The sequence below is a fragment of the Streptomyces olivaceus genome (assembly GCF_000721235.1).
GTDB classification, from domain to species: Bacteria; Actinomycetota; Actinomycetes; order Streptomycetales; family Streptomycetaceae; genus Streptomyces; species Streptomyces olivaceus.
Genome location: NZ_JOFH01000169.1, coordinates 1 through 236 on the forward strand (window position 1 = coordinate 1; position 236 = coordinate 236).

Genomic DNA, 236 nt, shown 5'->3' on the forward strand with positions numbered 1-236 from the left:
TGCGGGGATTCCCACGGGGCCCTCAGGTCCCACGGGCAGTGAGACGGACGGTACGGACGAGGTCGCCGACCTGTTCCGGGCCCTCGGCCGCCAGATCAAAGTCGCGCGCGAGCGGGCCGGGCTGAGCCAGAAGGAGCTGGGCGACCGCCTCGGGTACGGGGAGGAGACGATCTCCTCCGTCGAGCGTGCGCGGCGGACGCCTCAGCCCGAACTGCTGGTCGCGGTGGACGCGTTGC

General features: G+C 72.5%; 1 protein-coding gene. It reads left to right on the forward strand.

Translation table 11 applies throughout. From position 1 onward, the window contains the following. Positions 1-7: 7 nt before the first annotated feature. Positions 8-236 (forward strand): helix-turn-helix transcriptional regulator (locus tag IG94_RS0138295; RefSeq protein ID WP_157852438.1); only part of this gene is annotated, 229 nt, incomplete at its 3' end.